Annotated in this window: 17 protein-coding genes and 1 tRNA gene; 10 read left to right on the forward strand and 8 right to left on the reverse strand. The window is 58.8% G+C overall.

Going from position 1 to position 14,370, the window contains the following annotated elements:
- Nucleotides 1-38 precede the first annotated feature (38 nt).
- Together cra and EQV96_RS12770 are read left to right on the forward strand one after the other, a co-directional pair.
- Nucleotides 39-1,034 carry a catabolite repressor/activator gene (gene cra / locus EQV96_RS12765; RefSeq protein WP_095001602.1) on the forward strand — a complete coding sequence of 332 codons (996 nt, stop codon included), beginning with the start codon at nt 39-41 and terminating at the stop codon, nt 1,032-1,034.
- 2 nt (nt 1,035-1,036) lie between these two features.
- Nucleotides 1,037-1,819: a TatD family hydrolase gene (locus tag EQV96_RS12770; RefSeq protein WP_095001603.1), complete on the forward strand. Its 783-nt coding sequence runs from the start codon at nt 1,037-1,039 to the stop codon at nt 1,817-1,819.
- A gap of 57 nt (nt 1,820-1,876) precedes the next feature.
- Here EQV96_RS12770 and ampE read toward each other — a convergent pair whose 3' ends face one another.
- From ampE to EQV96_RS12785, 3 genes are all read right to left on the reverse strand, one after another.
- Nucleotides 1,877-2,713 (reverse strand): regulatory signaling modulator protein AmpE, encoded by an 837-nt coding sequence (ampE, locus tag EQV96_RS12775; RefSeq protein WP_240882090.1) that lies wholly within the window; start codon nt 2,711-2,713, stop codon nt 1,877-1,879.
- The gene (gene ampD / locus EQV96_RS12780) at nt 2,710-3,273 is read right to left on the reverse strand and encodes a 1,6-anhydro-N-acetylmuramyl-L-alanine amidase AmpD (protein ID WP_095001605.1); all 564 of its coding nucleotides are present in this window, start codon (nt 3,271-3,273) and stop codon (nt 2,710-2,712) included. The genes ampE and ampD overlap by 4 nt, the downstream gene beginning before the upstream one ends.
- Before the next feature lie 83 nt (nt 3,274-3,356).
- Nucleotides 3,357-4,853 carry a DUF1631 family protein gene (locus EQV96_RS12785; RefSeq protein ID WP_240882091.1) on the reverse strand — a complete coding sequence of 499 codons (1,497 nt, stop codon included), beginning with the start codon at nt 4,851-4,853 and terminating at the stop codon, nt 3,357-3,359.
- 348 nt (nt 4,854-5,201) lie between these two features.
- Between EQV96_RS12785 and nadC the strand changes: the two genes are divergently transcribed.
- Nucleotides 5,202-6,050 (forward strand): carboxylating nicotinate-nucleotide diphosphorylase, encoded by an 849-nt coding sequence (nadC, locus tag EQV96_RS12790; RefSeq protein ID WP_095001607.1) that lies wholly within the window; start codon nt 5,202-5,204, stop codon nt 6,048-6,050.
- 122 nt (nt 6,051-6,172) lie between these two features.
- Here nadC and EQV96_RS12795 read toward each other — a convergent pair whose 3' ends face one another.
- From EQV96_RS12795 to EQV96_RS12810, 4 genes are all read right to left on the reverse strand, one after another.
- The gene (locus tag EQV96_RS12795; protein WP_130871846.1) at nt 6,173-6,664 is read right to left on the reverse strand and encodes a methylated-DNA--[protein]-cysteine S-methyltransferase; all 492 of its coding nucleotides are present in this window, start codon (nt 6,662-6,664) and stop codon (nt 6,173-6,175) included.
- A gap of 2 nt (nt 6,665-6,666) precedes the next feature.
- Entirely contained in the window at nt 6,667-8,157 is a 1,491-nt protein-coding gene (locus tag EQV96_RS12800) for a DNA-3-methyladenine glycosylase 2 (protein WP_240882092.1), read from the reverse strand.
- A 115-nt stretch (nt 8,158-8,272) separates the two neighbouring features.
- Nucleotides 8,273-8,348: transfer RNA gene (locus EQV96_RS12805), tRNA-Thr, on the reverse strand.
- A gap of 157 nt (nt 8,349-8,505) precedes the next feature.
- Entirely contained in the window at nt 8,506-8,913 is a 408-nt protein-coding gene (locus tag EQV96_RS12810) for a prepilin-type N-terminal cleavage/methylation domain-containing protein (protein ID WP_095001615.1), read from the reverse strand.
- Between the two features lie 211 nt (nt 8,914-9,124).
- Between EQV96_RS12810 and EQV96_RS12815 the strand changes: the two genes are divergently transcribed.
- Genes EQV96_RS12815 through yacG form a run of 4 tightly spaced genes read left to right on the forward strand, consistent with a single transcriptional unit; the run spans nt 9,125 to nt 12,030 of the window.
- Complete coding sequence (locus EQV96_RS12815; protein WP_240882093.1) at nt 9,125-10,342, forward strand: type II secretion system F family protein; 1,218 nt, start codon at nt 9,125-9,127, stop codon at nt 10,340-10,342.
- Complete coding sequence (locus EQV96_RS12820; RefSeq protein WP_240882094.1) at nt 10,339-11,205, forward strand: A24 family peptidase; 867 nt, start codon at nt 10,339-10,341, stop codon at nt 11,203-11,205. The genes EQV96_RS12815 and EQV96_RS12820 overlap by 4 nt, the downstream gene beginning before the upstream one ends.
- Before the next feature lies 1 nt (nt 11,206).
- Nucleotides 11,207-11,830 carry a dephospho-CoA kinase gene (coaE, locus tag EQV96_RS12825; RefSeq protein ID WP_095001618.1) on the forward strand — a complete coding sequence of 208 codons (624 nt, stop codon included), beginning with the start codon at nt 11,207-11,209 and terminating at the stop codon, nt 11,828-11,830.
- Complete coding sequence (yacG, locus tag EQV96_RS12830; RefSeq protein ID WP_016779444.1) at nt 11,827-12,030, forward strand: DNA gyrase inhibitor YacG; 204 nt, start codon at nt 11,827-11,829, stop codon at nt 12,028-12,030. Before coaE ends, yacG begins: the two co-directional genes overlap by 4 nt.
- A 112-nt stretch (nt 12,031-12,142) precedes the next feature.
- Here yacG and EQV96_RS12835 read toward each other — a convergent pair whose 3' ends face one another.
- The gene (locus EQV96_RS12835) at nt 12,143-12,832 is read right to left on the reverse strand and encodes an energy-coupling factor ABC transporter permease (RefSeq protein ID WP_095001619.1); all 690 of its coding nucleotides are present in this window, start codon (nt 12,830-12,832) and stop codon (nt 12,143-12,145) included.
- A 109-nt stretch (nt 12,833-12,941) separates the two neighbouring features.
- On the opposite strand from EQV96_RS12835, the gene EQV96_RS12840 reads away from it, so the two are divergent.
- The 3 genes from EQV96_RS12840 to EQV96_RS12850 are packed head-to-tail and all read left to right on the forward strand — an operon-like array spanning nt 12,942 to nt 14,323.
- Nucleotides 12,942-13,571, forward strand: a complete 630-nt coding sequence (locus tag EQV96_RS12840) for a DUF1780 domain-containing protein (protein WP_095001620.1) — start codon at nt 12,942-12,944, stop codon at nt 13,569-13,571.
- Nucleotides 13,568-14,095, forward strand: coding sequence for an MOSC domain-containing protein (locus EQV96_RS12845; protein ID WP_240882095.1), 528 nt, complete (start codon nt 13,568-13,570; stop codon nt 14,093-14,095). Before EQV96_RS12840 ends, EQV96_RS12845 begins: the two co-directional genes overlap by 4 nt.
- A 54-nt stretch (nt 14,096-14,149) precedes the next feature.
- Nucleotides 14,150-14,323, forward strand: coding sequence for a DUF3094 family protein (locus EQV96_RS12850; protein WP_240882096.1), 174 nt, complete (start codon nt 14,150-14,152; stop codon nt 14,321-14,323).
- Nucleotides 14,324-14,370: the final 47 nt, after the last annotated feature.

The following is a 14,370-nucleotide window of genomic DNA, read 5'->3' on the forward strand; positions in this document are numbered from 1 at the left end:
ATGTCGACATGTACTACAAAAAATAAGGAATTTTCGGCGTGAAACTCAGTGATATCGCTCAATTGGCAGGTGTTTCCGTAACGACTGCCAGCTATGTCATCAATGGAAAAGCCGAACAGCAGCGCATCAGCAGCAGCACGGTCGAGCGCGTACGTGCGGTGGTCGAGGAGCACGGCTTTACTCCCAACCCGCAGGCAGCCGGGCTGCGCAGCCGACACACGCGCACCTTGGGGTTCATCCTGCCGGACCTCGAAAACCCGAGTTATGCGCGCCTGGCCAAGCAGCTCGAACAAGGCGCCCGTGCCCGCGGCTATCAGTTGCTGATCGCCAGCTCCGACGATGCACCGGACAGTGAGCGCCAATTGCTCAAGCTGTTTCGTGCCCGTCGCTGCGATGCCCTGTTCGTAGCCAGCTGCTTGCCCGCAGAAGATGACAGCTACCGCCAGTTGCAGGACCTGGGCATGCCCATCATCGCCATCGACCGGACCCTGGAGCCGGAGCGCTTCTGCTCGGTAATCAGTGATGATTGCGAAGCCAGCCTGCAATTGACCCGCAGTCTGTTGCAGCCTTTGCCTCGCCAGATTGTGTTGATCGGTGCACGCCCCGAACTGAGCGTCAGCCAGGCCCGTGAAGCGGGTTTCAAGCAAGCGGTCGAAGGGTTCAAGGGCGAGGTCCTGATCGAACACGGCAGTGCGTTCAGCCGTGAATGTGGACGGCGGATCATTGATGATTTGCTGGCACGCCAGGGGCACTTCCCCGAAGCGCTGATCACCACTTCATATGTGCTGTTGCAAGGGATGTTCGACGCGTTGCTGGAGCACCCGACCCAGCGCCCGCCATTGCGCCTTGCCACGTTTGGTGACACCCAGTTGCTGGACTTCCTGCCGCTGCCAGTCAATGCTATGGGCCAACAACACAAGCTGATTGCCGAAACAGCCCTGAACCTGGCCCTGGCGGCGATTGAAGAGCAAAACTACGTACCCGGCATCCATGCCATTGCCCGTAACTTCAAACAGCGCATCCACCAGGCCTGAGTATGCAACTGATCGACACCCACACCCACCTCGACTTCCCTGAGTTCGACGCCGACCGCCCACAGGTACTGGCGGGCAGTCGGGCACTGGGGGTTGAAAGCATGGTGGTTCTGGGGGTTTATCAGAGTAATTGGCAGAGCGTGTGGGACTTGATCCAAACCGACAGCCAACTGTATGCCGCGTTTGGCCTGCACCCGGTGTACATCAATGAGCATCGCCCCGAGCATATGATTGAACTGGGGCAATGGCTGAGCCGCCTGGCAGGGCATCCTCAGGTGTGTGCTGTGGGCGAGATCGGCCTGGACTACTTTTTGCCCGAGCTGGACCGCCAGATCCAGCAACAGTTGTTTGAAGCCCAGTTGCAATTGGCCGCCGACTTTAATCTGCCCGCCCTGCTTCATGTTCGGCGCAGCCATGCGCAGGTAATCGCCACCCTCAAGCGTTTCAAGCTTCAGCGTGGCGGGATTGTTCATGCCTTTTCAGGCAGTCGCGAAGAAGCCCGTGAATATATAAAACTGGGATTCAAGCTGGGCCTGGGGGGGGCTGCCACCTGGCCACAAGCTTTGCGCTTGCGCAAAGTGCTACCTGATCTGCCGCTGGACGCCATCGTGCTGGAAACCGATGCCCCCGGCATGGCCCCGGCCATGTACCCCAACCAGCGCAACAGCCCGCAGTACCTGCCTGATATTTGCCGGGCGCTGGCCGAGATAATGGGCATCAGCCCCGAGCAATTGGCAAAGGCGACAACAGCTAATGCCTGCGAAGTCTTTGGCTGGAAGCGCTGACTTATACCCCTGTAGCAGCTGCCGAAGGAGCGAGGCTGCTACAGATCTTGTGTAATCTCAGAGCAACAACGCCCACACCGCGAAGCACGCATACCACAACACCGCCGCCCGCAGCAGCAAGGCCCACAGGGTGTCGAGGCTGCTCACGCCCTCAGGCCCGGCCTGTGGCGCAGGGATTTCAGCAGCTGCGCAGCCGGCTTTGTTGATCAGCTGCGCAGCACTGATGTCCCAGCTCAGCAACTCATGCAACATCACCCGGCTAACCGCTGCAAAATTACCCACCAGGGCAAAACTCGCGGCCAGCAACCGCACCGGCAACCAGTCAAAAGCATGGCGCAATTGCCCGGCACGCTCCACCAACGCCGGGTTTTGGCTGTGCTCCTGCGCCAGGGCCAGCAGGCGATAGCTCAGGATCACCACCGGCCCCAGCAGGAAGTACCAGAAAATAACCGCAAAGAAGCTCTGGTAGGCCTGCCATAACAAATGCCCCTGCACCCTCTCCAGCAATTGCTCACCGCTGTCCGCATTTATGCTCAGGTCACGCTCGGCAACATGGGCGGCGGCCTGCAAATCACCACGACGCCAGGCATCACGAAACGGCCCGAGCCCCCCCAGCAAGTCTCCACGCCCAAGGCTGTAGATCACCACCAATAAATGTATCGGCAGTGCCAACAGGCCATAAGCCACCGGATGCAGTACCATCAGCAGCAAGCCCAGCACCGCCGCAGGCAAGGCAATCAGGATAAACAACACCCACCATGGCTTGTTGCCAAGCCTTGGGCTGGTTTCAAGTTTGTGCAACTCGCGCAACCAGCCGCCATCACGCTGCAGACGCTGACGCAGCCCCGAGAATTTCTCGACCACAATCGCCAGCAGTAACACCACAAAACTCATTGTTTATCTCCTGTGTGCTGCAACGCGCTGCGAAAACGCGTCCAGTCAAAAGCCGGTCCCGGGTCCGTCTTGCGTCCCGGCGCCACGTCGCTATGGCCGCAAATCCTGTGCCGGGTAATGGCAGGAAACTGCATCTGCAACTGTCGGGTCAAGGTTGTCAGAGCCTGATACTGGGCATCCGTAAAAGGCAGCTCATCGGTGCCCTCAAGTTCAATGCCCAGAGAAAAATCATTGCAGGTCTCACGTCCTTCGAAGCTCGAAACGCCAGCATGCCATGCGCGATCAAAACAGGAGACAAACTGGGTAACAGTGCCGTCACGCTCGATCAGAAAATGTGCGCTCACGCGCAGGGCACTTATACCTTCAAAGTAAGGATGTTCTGTGACGTCCAGTCGATTCTGGAAGAATTCCTGGACCTTACCGGTGGCGAACTGCCCCGGCGGCAAGCTGATGTTATGAATGATCAGCAGGGAGATTTCATCACCCGGGCGCGCATTGAAGTTGGGTGACGGGCAATGGCGCACGCCTTGAAACCAGCCGCTCGCGGGGTCCATCTGCATACAGGCTCCTTTAACAGGCAAAACCAAAGGCCCAGTATGCCGCGATGCGCGCATCGATGGGGAGCAATCTGCGCTATACGCGATTACTCGCCGCCAGCCTGACGCAAACTGTCTATCACCGACTCCAGAGCCCGATCGATCAACAGTCGGTCATCGACCAGCAGGATACTGCCATTGCGCAGGTGCACGATTAAATCGTTGCGGCTTTTTTCCAGCACCTTGGCCCCGATACGGTTTACAAAGATATGCGTACCGTCCGGCTCAAGAATCGTAATCAGCTTGCAACGCAGGCGGGTGGTCTCATCTTCTTGCAGTTCGATCCAGGCCCCAACCCGCAGCTGACTGACCAACAACAACCCCAACTGAGCTTGCTCATCGAGAACCGGTGAAGGCCATGAGCGCACCGGGTTGCGCTGCACCGCAGGGCGGCAGCGCACCTGTTCGGCATCACGGGTGCGCTGCTCAAGCAGCTCGGTGCGGCTGCGCTCGCCGCGGGTAAACATCGAAAAATCATGCAGCAACGACTCAAGCAGCGCCGGATTATTGCCCGCGTACCGGGCCAATTGCAGCACCACGTGCTCGACCTTGCGGTACAGCGGATCGTTGCAACTATTGGCACCGGCGTCCCAGCCAATGGCTGCATCGGCCATGACATTGAGCAGACGCCGGGCCGGATGGCTGTCACAGCTGAAGAAGTTCTGATCACGCCGGGCGATCTGGAGCATGGGTTCACGCAACAAGCCCAGCAGTTTTTTCAAAGGCTGCGAAAGGTTGCGATCATCGCTGATGTAGTCGAACAAAAGCCCGATCAGGTTACTCGCATCCTCACCCGCCCCTGGCAATTCCTGGGCATGGATATCGGCTTTGGCGGCGCAGCACGACTCACTGTCCGACAGATCTGGCAGCACTCCGGTGGCAATCAACAGCTGGTTGGCGTCGGCGTACAGCTGCCCGGTCTGACTGAGCAGGTACTTGTCGAACAGGCGCAGCATGATCAGCTTGACCTTGATGTCCATTCCCTGGTCACGTTCGGCCTGCAAAAAATATTCGCACAGCATCGCCGGCCCCAGCGGGTTGTTCTGTTCATCCAGTGGCATGCAGCTCAGGGTGTTGAGGCGTGTGCTCAACTGACACAAAGCCAGCTGGTTGCGGCTCAGGACCTTCGTCACCATTGCATTGGTTACCTGAGCGCGCTCAATGTTATCGGCCATCAGCGAGAACACCGCATGCCCTGCGGGAACGACCTGCAGGGCTGGCTCACTGACATCAGGCAGGGTCAGACGGATAAAGGCATCGAACAGACGCTCAAGAAAACCGCGTTCAATGCTTTTTCGTTTGAGCCGCACATCGCGCATGGCCTCAAAGAACAGGCTCTGATCGGTATCGCTCTGCGCCTTGTCGGCCATTTCAAACAGGGTCTGGTCGGCATTTTCGAACAGCACCTGCAGTTCGTTGCGCAACTGCTGCGCAGCCTTGTCATGCACCTGCAGCAGGATCACAGGCAGGCGGGTAAGCGGCGAGTGCATCGCCAACTCCTTAGTGGTCCTGCTCCCAGGCCCCACTTTCCCGTCATTTTGCATCCTGGCCTCCCGGAAGGATTTCTTCGTTTGCCAGTGAACGCGCGTGGTCAGAGCCATTTTTGCCGCTCACTAACAGAAACCGGCGAGTGCATTGGGCACTGGCCGGTGAATCGGAATTTAGGGCAATGGCAGCACGTCAAAGCTATGGCGCCAATAGCAAGGCGGATTATCTTGTAAAAGATGGCGCTTGTACCAGCGGACTCTTCATTTGAGTGATTGCAGGTGCAAATTAATGTTCAAAGTGCCGAAAACAGCACATTGCAGGTATTTGCATGTGACTCTTCGCACACCTTGGGTTCACCGGTGGCATGCCCCTATAATCGGCGCACTTTGTTTGTGGAGCTCGTTATGCCGAATTTACGCCTGGCCGACCTCACTGCCGAAATAGAAGCCAACGTGCGCCGTGCGTTAGCCGAAGATATTGGCAGCGGCGATATCACTGCACGGCTGATCCCGGCCGAGCGCCTGGCCAAAGCCACGATCATTACCCGTGAAGCAGCAGTGATCAGCGGCACAGCCTGGGTCGACACTGTGTTCCGCCAGCTTGACCCTCGGGTTGCCGTGCATTGGCAGGTGGCCGATGGCGATCGCGTGAGCCCCGACCAGGTACTGTTTCATCTTGAAGGCCCGGCCCGCTCGCTGCTCAGCGGTGAACGTAGCGCGCTGAACTTTCTGCAAATGCTGTCAGGCGTCGCCACCCATGCCCAGCACCTCGCTGATCAGGTGGCCGATACGCGGGTCAAGCTGCTGGACACACGCAAGACCCTGCCGGGTTTGCGTATGGCGCAGAAGTACGCAGTAACCTGTGGTGGCTGCCACAATCACCGTATTGGTCTGTACGACGCCTTTTTGATCAAGGAAAACCATATCGCTGCCTGCGGCGGTATCGCGCAAGCCATCAGTGCCGCGCACAAGATTGCCCCTGGCAAGCCGGTTGAAATCGAAGTGGAAAGCCTGCAAGAACTGAATGAAGCGCTGGCGGCAGGTGCGGATATCATCATGCTCGACGAACTGAGCATGGATGACATGCGCGAAGCGGTACGCTTGAACGCGGGCAAGGCCATGCTGGAAGCCAGCGGCGGTATCAACGAGTCGACCTTGCGTCCGATCGCCGAAACCGGCGTGGACTACATCTCGATTGGCGCCATGACCAAGGATGTGAAGGCGGTGGATCTGTCGATGCGGTTGAGCCTGTAAGCCCTGCACACCTTTGCTGTGGGAGCGGGCTTGCTCGCGATGGCCTCACTGGGGTTCGCCAGATACACCGCGGTGCCCGCATCGCGAGCAAGCCCGCTCCCACAAAAAGCACAGGTTTTGCATCAGCCGTGCTGGCGGCACTTGATCTCATGCTCTAGCAGCCATTGCTTGGCTGCCAGACCTCCGGCAAAACCGGTCAAGGTGCCATTGCTGCCAATCACCCGATGGCACGGGATGATGATCGGGATCGGATTGCGCCCGTTCGCCGCTCCCACTGCCCGGGACGCCTTGGGCCGATGGATCTGCTGTGAAATCTGGCCGTAACTGGTGGTTACCGCAAAGGGAATGGTGGTCAGGGCCTGCCATACCGACTGCTGAAAGTCGGTGCCTAGCGGCTTGAGAAACAGGTCGAACGTCTGACGCTCACCCGCAAAATATTCCTCCAGTTGACGGCGAACTTCGGCAAGCTTTGGTGGCGAATGCACCCACCCGTCCTGTGGTACATGGGGCCGGCGATCCAGCTCGAAACGCACTTCGCGCAACCCTTCATCATCAGCGACCAGAAACAGTGGCCCAATCGGTGATGGCATTTGTTCGTAGTAGATCTGCGTCATGTTCACACCTTGCGCGCTGCAATCGAATCGGTAGCTGCGCGCCATAAATACATCACGGAATAGGCCCGCCACGGGCGCCAGCTTTCAGCCAGTGCCTGCAGCGCTTTGGTACTTAACGGCTCACCCTGGGGGTTGGCTTCACGGCGCAGAATCAGATCGGCGGCCGGAAATGCATCTGGGTGTTTGAGCACGCGCATGGCGATGTAATGCGCGGTCCATTCGCCAATACCGGGCAGTTGTACCCAGCGCTCGATAAAACGCTCCAGGGGTTGCTCCACGGCGAAGTCGACACGCCCTTGTGCAAGGGCGCGGGCGATGCCCTGGATCGTGTTGATGCGCGCCTGGGTTATGCCCATTTGCCCAAGATCGGCTTGCGCCAGCTGCTCAGGGCCGGGAAACAGACGATCCAGCCCCGAGCCCTTGTCGGCTTCAATGGCAACACCATGGCGCTGCACGATTCGACTGGCCAGGGTGCGTGCTGCAGCCACACTGACTTGCTGCCCCAGCACGGCCCGCACCGCCACTTCAAAACCGTCCCAGCCCCCCGGCAATCGCAGCCCCGGATAACGCCCGATCACAGGCGCCAGCAGCGGGCTGGCACTCAAGGTACGGGCGATGGCCAGCGGGTCGGCATCCAGATCGAACATGCGCCGAATCCGCGTGACCACCGCCAGCATCTGCCCCGGTGGCACATTGCGCAGCTCCAGCTGCAATGCATGCTGCTCACCCGGCCAGGCGCTGACCCTCAGCCAGCCGGGAGCTTCAGGGCTGCCAAACACCCGCTGATAACTGTGGCCATCGACCCGTTCGATACCGGGCAAGGCCCGGGTCTGCAGAAAGCCCAGCAAGGCTGCAAAGTCGTAAGGCGGGCGATAGCCCAGGCGCAACACCAGCGCCTTGTCTGCCCGTGTCTTCGGGCTGCGCCTGAAGGCACGGGGCTCGGCATGATTGGCTTCGGCAAAAGCCGCATTGAAACGACGCAGACTACCAAAGCCGGAAGCCATTGCCACTTCAGTGATCGACAGGTCGGTTTCGGTCAATAGTTGCTTGGCAAACAGCAGGCGCCGGGTGGAATGCACGGCCATCGGCGGCGCCCCGAGATAGTGAACAAACAGACGACGCAATTGCCGCGCACCGATGTCCATGCGCTCAGCCAACTCTTCCAGCGAGTGCTCTGCCAGGTAACCTTCATTAATCAGCGTCAAGGCGCGCGACACCAGATGCTCGCCCTGCAACCAAAGCTGATTACCCGGTGCCAGCTCGGGCCGACAACGCAAACAGGGGCGAAAGCCTTGGGCCTGAGCCGCTGCCGCGCTGGGGTAATAAACCACGTTTTCGGCTTTTGGCGCACGGGCCGGACACACGGGGCGGCAGTAGATCCGGGTGCTGAGTACGGCAGTGAAAAACACCCCGTCAAACCGCGCATCACGGCTCAGGCGAGCGATTTCGCAGGCAGCGGTACTGGGCGTTGACAGGCGGTTATCTGTATTCATGGACCGCAGAATAGCACCGCGTTTTGGCCGATTCTCGCCATTTTCGGACGTCAAAGTGCCTGGTGCTGCCCCTGAACGAAAAAGCCACCCGGCATTGACCGGATGGCTTTTTAAGTGGTGCCGGAGACAGGAATCGAACCTGCGACCTTCGCGTTACGAGTGCGCTGCTCTACCGACTGAGCTACACCGGCGGTATCAGTAAAACTAGCAGCGCTGGAAAAAACCGGCAATTGCCGCATGTGTGCCGCTGCAGGAGCGAGCCTGCTGACCAAGGTTGTTAGTAAATCGCGATATTCTTGAGCCCTTGGCGCCCAGGCTTCACACACTCGGCATTACGACCATCACGGGTTATTTGCACGCACCGCTGGCCAGGCAGGTGCCATTTTGCGTCCAGTTCAGGGTGCCCCCCGAATTGCTCGGGGTCGGCACCAATACGCTGACCCAGCCGCCTGCTGCCTGGGTCCCCGCCATGGTAATCACACCATCGACCACCGTCATGCCCGCTGCCAGGTTTTCCGTCGCTTCGGCCGGCCCCGGGATGCCGTTGGTGCCCGCATCACAGGCCATCAGATCATTGGTCTGGCTGTAGCACAGGGCGACGGCAGTCTTGTAGGTATTGCTGATGGTGTTCACCTCGGCAAAACGGGTCTTCATCACGTGCTCGTGGTAAGCCGGAAATGCGAACGAAGCAATCAGACCGATAATTGCAACCACAATCATCAGTTCGATCAGGGTGAAGCCTTGTTGTTGTTTCACATGAAGTCTCCAGAAAAGGGGCACCCACAGGTGCCAGGCAGTGCTGTGCAGGCAAAAAAGTGCGCACAGGCTATCAAGGTTAGTGGGCCGTTGCTCCACAACTGCATCGCTGACACTTCTGGTCACTCTCAACTTTCCGGGTCAAAGCTCGGAGCATCTAGTCTTTGGGCTTACAGCACAGCCGGGCGCGCCGCGCTCCAAGGATCGATGCATGGCAACACAGGCCGTTAAATACAGCCTTTACCAGTGGGAAGGCACCGATCGAAATGGCATTAAAACCAGCGGGCAAATCACGGCGGAACACCACACAATGATTCGGATCCAGCTACGCCGCCAAGGTATTACCGTTAGTAAAATCCGCCGCCATTACAGTCACACACTGAATGCGGGCAAATCGGTCACGGCACTGGATATCACCCTGTTCACCCGCCAACTGGCTACCCTGATCAGCGCGGGCATATCTATGCAGCAAGCTCTGAAGGTTATCGCCAACGGTTTCGAGAGCCGTGCCATGCGCCAGCAGGTCACCGAACTCCAGCAAGACATCGGCGCAGGCACCAGCCTGTCGGCGGCGCTGCGCAAAAAACCGGCACATTTCGATCCTCTGTTTTGCAGCCTCGTCGAAGCTGGCGAACTGGCCGGGGCTCTGGACGTGTTGCTGCAACGGGTGGCGACCTACAGGGAAAAGACCGCCACTCTGAAAAAGAAAATCAAAAAAGCCATGACCTACCCCAGCGCCGTGCTCGTGGTCGCGCTGGCGGTGTGCGGCATTTTGTTGATCGAAGTGGTTCCGCAGTTCCAGGGCGTTTTCCGCTCATTCGACGCGCAACTGCCAGTGCTTACCTTGTGGGTGATCGGCCTGTCTGACAGCCTTCAGGCGCATGGTCTATGGCTCCTGTTTTTTTGCGGCATCACCCTTGCAGGCCTTCACCATCGCTACAAGCACTGCGCAACCTGGCGCCAGCGCGTTGATCGCTGGCTGCTGAAACTGCCCGTCATGGGCAATCTGCTGCACATGTCAGCCATGGCCCGTTTTGCCCGCACGCTGTCGACGACCCTGGCTGCCGGCGTGCCATTGCTCGAAGCGCTGAACTCCGTAGCCAGCGCCACTGGCAATAGCCTGTACAAAGACGCGGTGCTACGACTGAAGAAGCAGGTTGCAACGGGTAGCCAGATCCATGTGGCCATGGCCGCTGCCGGAGTATTCCCGGGCATGGCAATCCAGATGACAGCTATTGGCGAAGAATCCGGCACATTGGACAGCATGCTTGACCAGGTTGCCGCCTATTATGAAAGCGAGGTCGACACTCTGGTCGACAACCTGACAACCTTGCTGGAGCCGATAATCATGGTGGTACTTGGAGTCATGGTTGGCGGGCTGGTCATCGCCATGTACTTGCCGATATTCAACCTTGGCCGGGTAATATGAGCATGATTGATTTGCTGAGCCGTCACCCCGACGCTTTTATTACCTGCGCGCTGATACTCGGCTTGCTGGCAGGCAGTTTTATCAATGTGCTGGCGTGGCGATTGCCAAAAATGCTTGAACAGGAATGGCAAGCCCAGGCCCGCGAGGTGCTGGATTTGCCCGAGCCAGCCAAAGGTCCTGTGTATAACTTGCTGCGCCCGCGCTCTCACTGCCCCAATTGCCAGCATTCGCTGCGCGTCCGGGAGAACATCCCGCTACTGAGCTACCTGTTTTTGCGTGGCAAATGCTCGCAGTGCAAAAGTGCCATTAGCCTGCGCTATCCCCTTACGGAACTGACCTGCGCGGTATTGTCGGCTTTTGTCGCCTGGCATTTCGGTTTTGGCGCCCAGGCGGGCTGGATGCTTCTGCTGACCTGGGGGTTATTCGGCATTTGCCTGATCGATATCGAGCATCAAATCGTGCCTGACGTGCTGGTTTTGCCTCTGCTGTGGCTGGGATTGTTGCTCAACAGCTTCTCCCTGTTCACCACTTTGGGGCAGGCCGTATGGGGGGCCGCGCTGGGCTATGCAAGCCTGTGGTCGGTGTTCTGGATATTCAAACTGGTCACCGGCAAGGACGGCATGGGCTACGGCGACTTCAAGTTGCTGGCCGTACTCGGGGCATGGGGCGGGGTTGCGGTTCTGCCGCTAACCCTCCTGCTCTCTTCACTGCTGGGGGCGACGGTGGGGCTGGGGCTTTTGGCCATGCGGCGGGCCAAAACCAGTACCCCGATCCCCTTTGCGCCGTATCTGGCAATTGCCGGCTGGATTGCATTGCTCTGGGGTGGTCAAATAACCGGCTTCTATTGGCAGGTTTCGGTTTGACATGATGACTCCACCCTCCAAACCCTGGATTCTCGGGCTTACCGGCGGTATCGGCAGTGGTAAAAGTGCCGCTGCCGAGCACTTTGCCGCGTTGGGCATACATGTGGTGGACGCCGATCATGCGGCGCGCTGGGTCGTTGAGCCGGGACGCCCGGCGCTGGCCAGTATTGCCGAACACTTTGGAGCACAGGTGCTGCAAGCCGACGGGCAACTCAATCGTGGCGCATTGCGCCATCTGATCTTCACCGACCCCGAGCAACGCCGCTGGCTTGAAGCACTGCTGCACCCGCTGATTCGTGAAGAGATCGCAAACAATCTGGCACAGGCAAAATCGCCTTACGCCATTCTGGTTTCGCCGCTGCTGATCGAGTCCGGCCAATACACCACAACTCAACGTGTACTGGTGATCGATGCACCGCAAACCCTGCAGATGCAGCGCACCCTTGTGCGTGACAACACCACCGAACAGCAAGTCCAGGCCATTCTCAAGGCACAGGCCAGCCGCGAAGATCGCCTTCGTCACGCTGACGATGTGCTGGTCAATGACAAGGATCTGAAGGCGCTGCAGACTGAGGTCGAGCGCCTGCATCACTTTTATTTAACTTTGCGTGGAGGCCAACCATGACCAAACCTATGACCATCGACTGCCCGACCTGTGGCACAGCCGTGCAATGGGATACCACCAACGCTTTTCGCCCGTTCTGCTCGGACCGCTGCAAGCTGATCGACCTGGGTGCCTGGGCCAGCGAGGAACACAAGATCCCGGTCAGCCCGGATGCTGAAGATGATCTGTTTTCCGAGGACCTCAGCGAGCGCTTACATTAAAAGCCAAATCCTGTAGTCGCTGACGAGGTACGAAGGCTGCGATCGAGCCCGAAGGGGTCGTGCTTTAAAAGAGCACAGGCCCTGCGGTTCATCTCGCAGCCTGCGTCGGCGATTACGGCTTTTCTCCATCATCCTTCCATGGCGCCGCCAGGTAGCGGGTGCGGTTAAAGGTCTCAAGCCACTCCGGGCAGAACACCACCAGTGCCGTTACCAGCATCCCGTTGATAAACGCTTCGGGAAAGATGATCAGCCACAGATAGCCGACAAAGTCCTCCAGCCAATACGGCATGACGAACAACCCGTCCAGCCACAACACACCCAGCACCGCCCCTATGCACAGCAACGCCGCCAACGCTGCGGCAAAAAAACCCGAGCAAAAGATATACACAAAGGGGTTACGCGGTTGCGCACGCTCGACCATACGCGCACACCCTTCGGTCACTGCTATCGGCAACAGAATCAGCAGCACGCCGTTGACACCCATCGCGGCCAACTCCTGACGCCCCAGCAACACCAGTCCGACTTGCGCCAGAAGCGCACCGACGACTGCCAGCGGCCAGTCGAGCAGCAACGTGACCACCGTCAGGCCAATAAAGTGGTAAGACACCCCGCCTTCAAAGTCACGCCGTACCAGCCAGAGCAAAAACAGCCCGAACACCGTGCCAAACAACAGGTGCTGGCGCCGCGTATCGGTAAACAGCTCAACCCAGGGAGCACGCCAGATGGCCCACAGCACAACGGGAACATAGATCAGCCAGCCGATGACCAGCGTTTGTGTGGATAACACCTGTGTACTTATCATCGGCCTTGCCCTGCCTTGTCAAAACACACCGTTCAACCCTCCCTGTCGGATGCGACTGAGTCTACACCCGGACTTTCAGTAACACCTGTTTCAAGGCTAAGCTGCGTGCATGGACGACTCAGATTATTTACGCCTGCTCACCATTCAGGCCGAGCAAGCCAATGCCTTTTTATCCAATGCCCGCAAATGGGAGCGTGAGCGTTGGGTCTGCCAGCGCCTGTTGCAAGGCCTGAATATCCCCTACCACAGTGAAGACTTCCGGCAGGCGGGCCAGGAGCCTCCCGATGTGCTGTTCGGCGATGCACGCTTTGAGGTGTTCTTTGTCCTCGATGAGGGCCGGCGCCTGAACGATGAATGGCGCGCGGAACTGCAGCGCAGGCGCAGCGCCTACTCCCTGAGCCAGTTGGTCCGTCGCGAAGCACGGCCCAAACGGATTCCGGCGAGCAAGCTATTGCAGCGGCTGGGCCCCACCCTGCATAAAAAAGCCACTAACTACAAAGAGCGCGATATCGACCTGGGGCAGCTGGATATCATTGCGTTTTCCAGCCTCAAGCGCGAAGTGCTGGACCTTAACAGCCACTTTCCGCCGCCGACTGAATATTTGCGCCAGGGCTGGCGCTCGCTGTCGCTGGTAGGGCCGACCTTTGCCAGGGTGCTGTTTGCCCAACCCGATGCACCGGACTTTTTGCGCAACAACCTGGGACGCAGCATTATTTTTGATGTGGGTATCAGCCTGTGAGCCCATTGCAGGAGCTTATTGCCAATGTGCCGCAAACCGGGCGCGTGTGCTGGATCGGCGTACGCCCCGAGTCCCGGGCAGACATGCTCGAACTCGACGCGGTTGAAGCCCGCCGCGAAGCCGGGCTGACCGGCGATCATGCCCGGCCCGGCGCCCGCAATGCCCGCCAGGTGACGCTGATACAATGGGAACACCTGGCCGTTATCAGCTCACTGCTGGGGCGCACGGCGGATCAACCGATCCTGGCGCAGGACTTGCGCCGCAACCTGGTGATCCGCGGAATCAACCTGTTCAGCCTCAAAGGCCGGCGCTTCAAGGTTGGCCAGGCCATTTTCGAAACCACTGGCTGGTGTCAGCCTTGTGCCCGACTGGAGCAGCGTCTGGGCCAGGGGATTTTTCAGGCGGTACGTGGCCACGGCGGGATCACGGCCCGGGTAATCGAAAGCGGGATCATTCGTCTAGACGACGAACTGCGGGTCGAGCCGTTAGGCCCGCACGGCTATGCTTCATTTCATCCCGGTTGATCAATGCTGTAGCTTTTACACACCCAGCAACGTCTATTTGACGAGGCCAAAAATATGCCCAGTCGCCTGAACCCCGATGATCTGAAGCGTGTCGAAGAGTACCTTCAATTGCCACAAAATCAGGTTGAGCGCCGCCCTTTCAGGCCCTGGCTGCTCCTTGCCGTAGTGGTGATCGCGGTGATCGGCATGGGCCTTTTAAGCCGCCTCCTGAGTTACCTGGCGCTATGAGCTGCATTGCGCTCGCCCGGGGCCACTCAGGCACAGAATTTTTTTCA

The sequence above is a fragment of the Pseudomonas sp. TMW22080 genome (assembly GCF_022496745.1).
In the GTDB taxonomy this organism is placed as follows: domain Bacteria; phylum Pseudomonadota; class Gammaproteobacteria; order Pseudomonadales; family Pseudomonadaceae; genus Aquipseudomonas; species Aquipseudomonas bubulae.

What these genes read in the sequence shown, in the direction of transcription:
- EQV96_RS12770 (WP_095001603.1), top strand. Translation starts at nt 1,037, where the DNA reads ATGCAACTGATCGACACCCACACCCACCTCGACTTCCCTGAGTTCGAC.
- ampE (WP_240882090.1), bottom strand. Translation starts at nt 2,713, where the DNA reads ATGAGTTTTGTGGTGTTACTGCTGGCGATTGTGGTCGAGAAATTCTCG.
- ampD (WP_095001605.1), bottom strand. Translation starts at nt 3,273, where the DNA reads ATGCAGATGGACCCCGCGAGCGGCTGGTTTCAAGGCGTGCGCCATTGC.
- EQV96_RS12785 (WP_240882091.1), bottom strand. Translation starts at nt 4,853, where the DNA reads ATGCAAAATGACGGGAAAGTGGGGCCTGGGAGCAGGACCACTAAGGAG.
- nadC (WP_095001607.1), top strand. Translation starts at nt 5,202, where the DNA reads ATGCCGAATTTACGCCTGGCCGACCTCACTGCCGAAATAGAAGCCAAC.
- EQV96_RS12795 (WP_130871846.1), bottom strand. Translation starts at nt 6,664, where the DNA reads ATGACGCAGATCTACTACGAACAAATGCCATCACCGATTGGGCCACTG.
- EQV96_RS12800 (WP_240882092.1), bottom strand. Translation starts at nt 8,157, where the DNA reads ATGAATACAGATAACCGCCTGTCAACGCCCAGTACCGCTGCCTGCGAA.
- EQV96_RS12815 (WP_240882093.1), top strand. Translation starts at nt 9,125, where the DNA reads ATGGCAACACAGGCCGTTAAATACAGCCTTTACCAGTGGGAAGGCACC.
- EQV96_RS12820 (WP_240882094.1), top strand. Translation starts at nt 10,339, where the DNA reads ATGAGCATGATTGATTTGCTGAGCCGTCACCCCGACGCTTTTATTACC.
- coaE (WP_095001618.1), top strand. Translation starts at nt 11,207, where the DNA reads ATGATGACTCCACCCTCCAAACCCTGGATTCTCGGGCTTACCGGCGGT.
- yacG (WP_016779444.1), top strand. Translation starts at nt 11,827, where the DNA reads ATGACCAAACCTATGACCATCGACTGCCCGACCTGTGGCACAGCCGTG.
- EQV96_RS12835 (WP_095001619.1), bottom strand. Translation starts at nt 12,832, where the DNA reads ATGATAAGTACACAGGTGTTATCCACACAAACGCTGGTCATCGGCTGG.
- EQV96_RS12840 (WP_095001620.1), top strand. Translation starts at nt 12,942, where the DNA reads ATGGACGACTCAGATTATTTACGCCTGCTCACCATTCAGGCCGAGCAA.
- EQV96_RS12850 (WP_240882096.1), top strand. Translation starts at nt 14,150, where the DNA reads ATGCCCAGTCGCCTGAACCCCGATGATCTGAAGCGTGTCGAAGAGTAC.